The organism is Micromonospora sp. 4G55 (assembly GCF_016803375.1).
In genome coordinates this window covers 1-7,243 of sequence record NZ_JAEVHN010000303.1, presented here as the reverse complement: position 1 = coordinate 7,243, position 7,243 = coordinate 1, and the positions used below count along the sequence as shown (strand labels likewise).

At 73.7% G+C, this 7,243-nt stretch carries 4 protein-coding genes and 3 pseudogenes; 3 read left to right on the top strand and 4 right to left on the bottom strand.

Annotated elements, in window-relative coordinates; genetic code table 11:
* The first annotated feature begins 80 nt into the window (after nt 1–80).
* From JNW89_RS22155 to JNW89_RS22145, 3 genes are all read left to right on the top strand, one after another.
* Nucleotides 81–2,096 (top strand): AMP-binding protein, encoded by a 2,016-nt coding sequence (locus tag JNW89_RS22155; RefSeq protein WP_238450361.1) that lies wholly within the window; start codon nt 81–83, stop codon nt 2,094–2,096.
* A 31-nt stretch (nt 2,097–2,127) separates the two neighbouring features.
* Nucleotides 2,128–2,547 (top strand): DNA-binding protein, encoded by a 420-nt coding sequence (locus JNW89_RS22150; protein ID WP_238450360.1) that lies wholly within the window; start codon nt 2,128–2,130, stop codon nt 2,545–2,547.
* Nucleotides 2,548–2,836: 289 nt separating this feature from the next.
* The gene (locus JNW89_RS22145; RefSeq protein ID WP_238450359.1) at nt 2,837–3,103 is read left to right on the top strand and encodes an MmcQ/YjbR family DNA-binding protein; all 267 of its coding nucleotides are present in this window, start codon (nt 2,837–2,839) and stop codon (nt 3,101–3,103) included.
* Between the two features lie 37 nt (nt 3,104–3,140).
* Here the strand turns inward: JNW89_RS22145 and argH are convergent.
* The 4 genes and pseudogenes from argH to argF all read right to left on the bottom strand — a co-directional run bounded on the left by argH (nt 3,141) and on the right by argF (nt 7,241).
* Nucleotides 3,141–4,603, bottom strand: a pseudogene (argH, locus tag JNW89_RS22140) (argininosuccinate lyase).
* Between the two features lie 17 nt (nt 4,604–4,620).
* Nucleotides 4,621–5,822: pseudogene (locus JNW89_RS22135) on the bottom strand (argininosuccinate synthase).
* On the bottom strand, nt 5,819–6,334 hold the full coding sequence (locus tag JNW89_RS22130; RefSeq protein ID WP_154937999.1) for an arginine repressor: 516 nt from the start codon (nt 6,332–6,334) through the stop codon (nt 5,819–5,821). Before JNW89_RS22130 ends, JNW89_RS22135 begins: the two are co-directional and overlap by 4 nt.
* Nucleotides 6,331–7,241, bottom strand: a pseudogene (argF, locus tag JNW89_RS22125) (ornithine carbamoyltransferase). The gene JNW89_RS22130 and the pseudogene argF overlap by 4 nt, the downstream one beginning before the upstream one ends.
* Between the last annotated feature and the right edge of the window lie 2 nt (nt 7,242–7,243).

The window sequence follows — 7,243 nt, the reverse complement described above, 5'->3', positions numbered from 1 at the left end:
TGGTGCTGACCGACCGCTCGGTCGCCGACGACTGCTTCTGGGAGCTGTTCCGCCAGGCCCGGGCCACCAGTTTCGCCGGGGTGCCGTACACCTTCGACCAGCCTGCCGCTGCACTACTGCTACGGCCTGTCGGTGGTGAACAGTCACCTCGCCCGGGGCGCCGCGCTGGTGCTGACCGACCGCTCGGTCGCCGACGACTGCTTCTGGGAGCTGTTCCGCCAGGCCCGGGCCACCAGTTTCGCCGGGGTGCCGTACACCTTCGACCTGCTGGACCGGGTCGCTTCGCCGCGATGAACCTGCCGCACCTGCGCTACGTCACCGCCGCCGGCGGCCGGCTGGCGCCGGAGAAGGTGGTGCGCTTCGCCGAGCTGGGCCGGCGCAGCGGCTGGGACCTGTTCGTCATGTACGGGCAGACCGAGGCGACGGCCCGGATGGCGTACCTGCCGCCGGACCTGGCGGCCAGCCGACCGGAGGCGATCGGCGTGCCGGTGCCGGGCGGCGAGTTCCGGCTCGCTGCGCTGCCGGAGCAGCCGGACGGCGTCGGCGAGCTGGTGTACGCCGGACCGAACGTGATGCTCGGCTACGCCGAGCGCCCGGCCGACCTGGCGTCGGGGCGTACCGTGACCGAGCTGCACACCGGCGACCTGGCCCGCCGCGGCCCGGACGGCCTGTACGAGCTGGTGGGCCGGCGCAGCCGGTTCGCCAAGATCCTCGGCCTGCGGGTGGACCCGCAGCGGGTGGAGGCGCTGCTGGCCGCGCACGACGTGGACGCGGCCTGCCTGGGCGCGGACGACGAGCTGTTGGTGGCAGTGGCCGGCGAGGTGGATCCGGCACGGGTCCGTCGGCTGGTCGCCGGCGAGCTGGCCCTGCCACCCCGGGCGGTACGGGTGCTGGCGCTGCCGCGGCTGCCCCGGCTGGCCACCGGCAAGGTGGACTACCCGGCGCTGCGCGAGTCGGCGGCCGGTCCGGTCGCCGCGCCCGCGCCGTCGGCTCCCGCCCCGGACGACGACCTGTGCCGGCTCTTCGCCGAGGTGCTGGACCGCACCGACGTGACCCCGGAGCACAGCTTCGTCGACCTGGGCGGCGACTCGCTGTCGTACGTCGAGATGTCGGTCCGCCTGGAGCGGGCGCTCGGCCAGCTGCCGCCGAACTGGCACACCCTGCCGATCGGGGCGCTGCCCGCGCCGCGCGGCGGGCGGTCGCGCCGTCGGCGGACGCTGGAGACCAGCGTGGCGTTGCGGGCCGTGGCGATCGTGCTGGTCGTCGGCTCGCACATCCCGATGTTCACCCTCACCGGCGGGGCGCACCTCCTGCTCGGGGTGGCCGGCTTCAACTTCGCCCGGTTCCTGCTGACCGACGCCGGACGGACCGACCGGCTGCGTCAGGTCCGCTCCGCCCTGGCCCGGATCGTGCTGCCCACGACCGCCTGGATCGCGGCGATGCTGGTGCTCACCGACCAGTACCGGTGGAGCAACCTGCTGCTGCTCAACAGCCTCGTCGGCCCAGACGACGGGCGCACCGAGTGGCACTTCTGGTTCGTCGAGGCGCTGGTCTACATCCTGGTCGCGGTGGCCGTCCTGCTGGCGGTGCCGGCGATGGACCGGCTGGAACGCCGCCACCCGTTCGGGCTGCCGGTGACCCTCGCCGGGCTCGGGCTGCTCAGCCGCTACGACGTCTTGGGCCTGGACGCCCGGTACGACCTGCCGACGGCGGTCGTGGCGTTCTGGCTCTTCGCGCTCGGGTGGGCGGCGGCCCGCGCCGACGGGGTACGGCAGCGGCTGCTGGTCACCGCCGCCGCGGCGGCCACCGTGCCGGGCTTCTTCGGCCAGCCGCAGCGGGAGGCGTTGATCGTGGCCGGGTTCGCGCTGCTGGTCTGGCTGCCGACCGTGCCGAGCCTGGGTCCGCTGAACCGGGTGGCCGGTGTGCTGGCGGGCAGCTCCCTGTACATCTACCTGACCCACTGGCAGGTCTACCCGCACCTGCGCGACCAGCCACTGCTGGCCCTGGTGGCGTCGCTGGCGCTGGGCGTCGGGTACGCGGCCCTGGTGCAGCGGGCCGGACCGGTCATCAACGGATTGTTGAAAAGATTCCGTTGACACGGTGGGCGCGATGGGGTCTGCTGGAGGCGTGACCGACGACGCCTTCACCGCCCCCGACGCGGCCCGCGCCCGCGCCCACCGCACCTACGCCGCGCTGGAACGCATCACCGCGCGGCACGCCGGGACCGAGGCGCGCCGCCGGCGCCACACCAACCCGTACCTGGCCGATCCGTACGAGGCGGTCGCGCTGGTGACCGCCCTCGCCGCCGGCGGGGCGGAGCGGGAGCCCGGTGAGGAACCGGTCGACGAGGCCGACCTGACGGCGGCGTTGACCCTCCTGCCCCACCTGCGCGCCGAGCTCGACACGCTGGAGGCCGGGCTGCTGACCCTCGCCCGGGGGCGCGGCATGACCTGGCAGGCGATCGCCTTCGGGCTGGGGCTGGGCAGCGCACAGGCCGCCAAGCAGCGCTTCGAGCGGGTGTCCGCCCGCACCGCCGGCACCGACTGACCGCGATCGCGCTCTTGCCGGCCGACCGCAACGCCGAGAGACCGGCTTCCCGACCGCCCGATCGGGGCCGAGGCGCCGGCTTGCCGACCGCCCGGTCGGCGCCGAGGCGCTGGCTTCCGGGCTGCCCGGTCGGCGCGGAGGTGCCCCGGGGCTGGACGGGTCGGAGAGACTGTGCCGGTGACCGCTGCCACCGGGAGGACGCGATGACGCGCGACGAGATGCTGGCGTACTGCCTCGGGAAGCCGGCGCCCGGCTGGACCAGCCCTGGGAGGGCGACGAGGTGGTGAAGGTGGGAAGCCGGATCTTCGCCTTCCTCGGCTCGCCGGACGGAGAGGCGCGGGTCGGCGTGAAGTGCGGCCCGAACCGGGAGGTCGCCGACGAGTGGATCCACCGGTTCCCGGACGACGCGAAGGCGTCGGCGTACATCGGGCGGTCGGGGTGGAACTCGCTGCGCCTGAACGGCGCGATCCCGGACGACGAGCTGATCGAGGCCGTCGACGGCTCGTACGAGGCGGTGGTGGCGAAGCTGCCGAAACGGGAGCGGCCGACGGTGTGAGGGTCGCGCGGCGTCGCGCCGCGCCGACCCGTCGACCTCAGCGGGGTACGACCCGCTCGCTGCTCCACTCCCGCCAGCCGGCCAGCTTGTCCGCGGCGGCGGCGAGCTGGTCGGCCACCGGGCCGGGGCCGGTGGAGCCGGGCGTGGTCCGGGCGGCCAGCGCCGAGCGGACCGAGAGCACGTCGCGCACGCTCGGGTCCAGGTGCTCGCTGACCGTGGCGAGGTCGTCGTCGGAGACCTCGTCCAGGGCGCAGTCCCGGGCCACGCAGAGCGCGACGAGCTTGCCGGTGATCTCGTGCGCGTCGCGGAACGGCACGCCCTTGCGGACGAGCCAGTCGGCCACCTCGGTGGCCAGCGAGAAGCCCACCGGCGCGGCGGCCACCAGCCGGTCGACGCGTACCGTCATGGTGGAGATCATCCCGGCGAGCGCCGGCAGCAGCAGTTCCAGGGTGTCGACCGCGTCGAAGGCCGGCTCCTTGTCCTCCTGCATGTCCCGGTCGTAGGTCATCGGCAGGCCCTTGAGCATGGTGAGCACGCTCATCAGCCCGCCGACGAGGCGGCCCGACTTCCCCCGGGCCAGCTCGGCGATGTCCGCGTTCTTCTTCTGCGGCATGATCGACGAGCCGGTGGCGAAGGCGTCGTCGAGCTCCACCCAGCCGAACTCGTGCGAGGTCCAGAGCACCACCTCCTCGCCGAGGCGGGACAGGTGCACCCCGACCAGCGCGGTGACGAAGAGGAACTCGGCGACGAAGTCCCGGTCGGCGACGGCGTCCATCGAGTTGGCGAACGACGTACGGAAGCCCAGCTCCTTGGAGACGGCCACCGGGTCCAGCGGCAGGCCGGAGCCGGCCAGCGCGCCCGCCCCGAGCGGGCTGATCGCGGCCCGGTGGTCCCAGTCGCGCAGCCGCTCCAGGTCGCGCAGCAGCGGCTGCACGTGGGCGAGCAGCCAGTGTCCGAAGGTGACCGGCTGGGCGTGCTGGAGGTGGGTCATCCCGGGCGCGGCAGTGTCCACGTGCCGCTCGGCCTGCTCGACCAGCGCCTCGGCCAGCTCGACCAGCCGGGCGGCCACGCCCCGGGCGTGGTCACGCAGGTAGAGCCGCAGGTCGGTGGCGACCTGGTCGTTGCGGGACGCCCGGCGCGCAGCTTGCCGCCGAGGCTGCCGAGCCGCTCCAGCAGGCCGCGCTCCAGGGCGGTGTGCACGTCCTCGTCGTCGATGGTCGGGCGGAACTGCCCGGAGGCGCAGGCCGCCTCCAGATCGTCCAGCGCCGCCAGGATGCGGCCCAGCTCCTCCGGGTCGAGCAGGCCCGCGCCGGCCAGCACCCGGGCGTGCGCCCGGGAGCCGGCGATGTCGTACGGGGCGAGGCGCCAGTCGAACTGGACACTCACCGACAGCCGCGCGAGGGCTTCGGCGGGGCCACCGGCGAACCGGCCACCCCACAGGCTCGTCCGGTTGGTGGCGGCGCTGTTCTCGGTCAGGCTCTTGTCGTCCACGCCGCCCATTGTGGTTGCCACGGTTCCTAGCCGCCCAGCCGGGCGTCCCGTGCGGCGGCCATCTTGCTCGGCAGGCCCCACAGCTGCACGAAACCCTTCGCCAGGGACTGGTCGAAGGTGTCGCCGGTGTCGTAGGTGGCCATGCCGAAGTCGTAGAGGCTGGCCTCGGAGCGCCGGCCGGTGACGGTGGCCCGGCCGCCGTGCAGGGTGAGCCGCACCTCGCCGGAGACGTGCCGCTGGGCGTCGTCGATGAAGGCGTCCAGGCTGTCCTTGAGCGGCGAGAACCAGAGGCCGTCGTAGACCAGCTCGCCCCAGCGCTGGTCGACGCCGCGCTTGAACCGGGCCAGGTCGCGCTCGACGGTGACCGCCTCCAGCTCCTGGTGGGCGATGATCAGCGCGATCGCGCCGGGGGCCTCGTACACCTCGCGGCTCTTGATGCCGACGAGGCGGTCCTCGACCATGTCGAGCCGGCCGACGCCCTGGGCGCCGGCGCGCCGGTTCAGCTCCAGGATCGCCTGGTACGGGGTGACGGTCTCGCCGTCGATGGCGACCGGGTTGCCGGCGTCGAAGGTGATCACGACCTCGTCGGCGTCGCGCGGCTCGGCCGGGTCGGCGGTGTAGGAGTACAGGTCCTCGATGGGACCGTTCCAGATGTCCTCCAAGAAGCCGGTCTCCACCGCACGACCCCAGAGGTTCTGGTCGATGGAGTACGGCGACTTGGCCGACACGTCGATCGGCAGGCCCTTCTCCTCGGCGAAGGCGATGGCCTTGTCCCGCGTCCAGGCGAAGTCCCGGGCCGGGGCGATGATCTTCAGGTCGGGGGCGAGGGCGCTCAGCCCGACCTCGAAGCGGACCTGGTCGTTGCCCTTGCCGGTGCAGCCGTGCGAGACGATCGTGCCGCCGTGCTTGCGGGCCGCGGCCACCAGGTGCTTGACGATCAGCGGCCGGGACAGCGCGGAGACCAGCGGGTAGCGGTCCATGTAGAGGGCGTTGGCGCGCATCGCCGGCAGGCAGTAGTCGCGGCGAACTCGTCACGCGCGTCGACCACCTCGGACTCGACGGCGCCGCAGTCCAGCGCGCGCTGCCGGATGGCGTCGAGGTCCTCGCCGCCCTGTCCGACGTCGACGGCCACCGCGACGATCTCGGCGCCGGTCTGCTCGGCGAGGTACGGAATGGCCACGGAGGTGTCGAGACCCCCGGAGTAGGCAAGGACGACCCGCTCGGTCATGGTGTGGTGCTCCCTTCAACATTTTCTTCCCGGCGGGCCCACCCGGCGAGCTTGTCGCCGAGCGCGGCCCCGCCGACGGCCTCGCGGGCCACGACGAGGATGGTGTCGTCGCCGGCGATGGTGCCGACGATCTCGGGCAGGCCCGCTCGGTCCAACGCGCTGGCCAGGTAGTGGGCTGCGCCCGGCGGGGTGCGCAGTACGGCGATGTTGCCGCTGGAGTCGACCCCGTTGAGCAGCTCGCGCAGCAGCCGGACCAGCCGGGCCGGGGCGGCCTCGGCGTCGCGCAGCGGTCGCTGGCCGTCCTCCGGGATCAGGTAGACGCCCCGCCCGTCGCCGCCGCGGGCGGTGACCGCGCCCAGCTCCTTGAGATCGCGGGAGAGGGTGGCCTGGGTGACCTGGATGCCGTCGGTGGCGAGCAGGTCGGCCAGCTCGGTCTGCGAGTGGATCGCCTTGTCGCGGATCAGCTCGACGATGCGGCCGTGCCGGGCGGCGCGGGTCAGCGGGGCGGTCATGTGGAGGCCTCCAGGAGATACGTCAGCAGCGCCTTCTGGGCGTGCAGGCGATTCTCCGCCTGGTCGAAGACCGCGCTGCGCGGCCCGTCGAGCACCTCGTCGGTGATCTCCTCGCCCCGGTGCGCGGGCAGGCAGTGCAGCACGATCACGTCGGTCGCGGCGTGGGCCAGCAGCGCGTCGTTGACCTGGTACGGCCGGAACGGGGTGAGCCGGTCCAGCCCGTCGTCCTCCTGGCCCATCGAGGTCCAGGTGTCGGTGGCGACCACGTCGGCCCCGCGGACCGCCTCGACCGGGTCGACGAGCGCCCGGACCGATCCGCCGGTGCCGAGGGCGATCTTCTCGGCCCGGGCCACCACGTCGGGGTCGGGCTGGAAACCGGCCGGGCCGGCGACCCGCACGTGCATCCCGGCGGTCGCGCCGGCGAGCAGGTAGGAGTGCGACAGGTTGTTGGCGGCGTCCCCGACGTACGCCAGGGTCCGGCCTCGGGTGCCGCCGCAGTGCTCGCGGACGGTGAGCAGGTCGGCCAGCAGCTGGCAGGGGTGGTAGCCGTCGGTGAGGGCGTTGATCACCGGCACGGTGGCGTGCGAGGCGACCTCGGCGATCCGGTCGTCGCCGTGGGTGCGCAGCACGATCGCGGCGACGTAGCGGGACAGCACCCGCCCGGCGTCGGCGAGAGACTCGCCCCGCCCGAAGTGGGTGACCTGGGTGTCCACGACCAGGGGGTGGCCGCCCAGCTCGGCGATGCCGGCGTCGAAGGAGATCCGGGTGCGCAGGCTCTGCTTGTCGAAGAGCACCGCCACGACCGCGGCCCGGCCAGCGGCGTGTACGCGAACCGGTCGGCCTTCATCCGGGCGGCCAGGTCGAGCACGGTGGACTGCTCGGCCGGGGTCAGGTCGTCGTCGCGCAGGA

What these genes read in the sequence shown, in the direction of transcription:
- JNW89_RS22130 (WP_154937999.1), bottom strand. Translation starts at nt 6,334, where the DNA reads ATGACCGCCCCGCTGACCCGCGCCGCCCGGCACGGCCGCATCGTCGAG.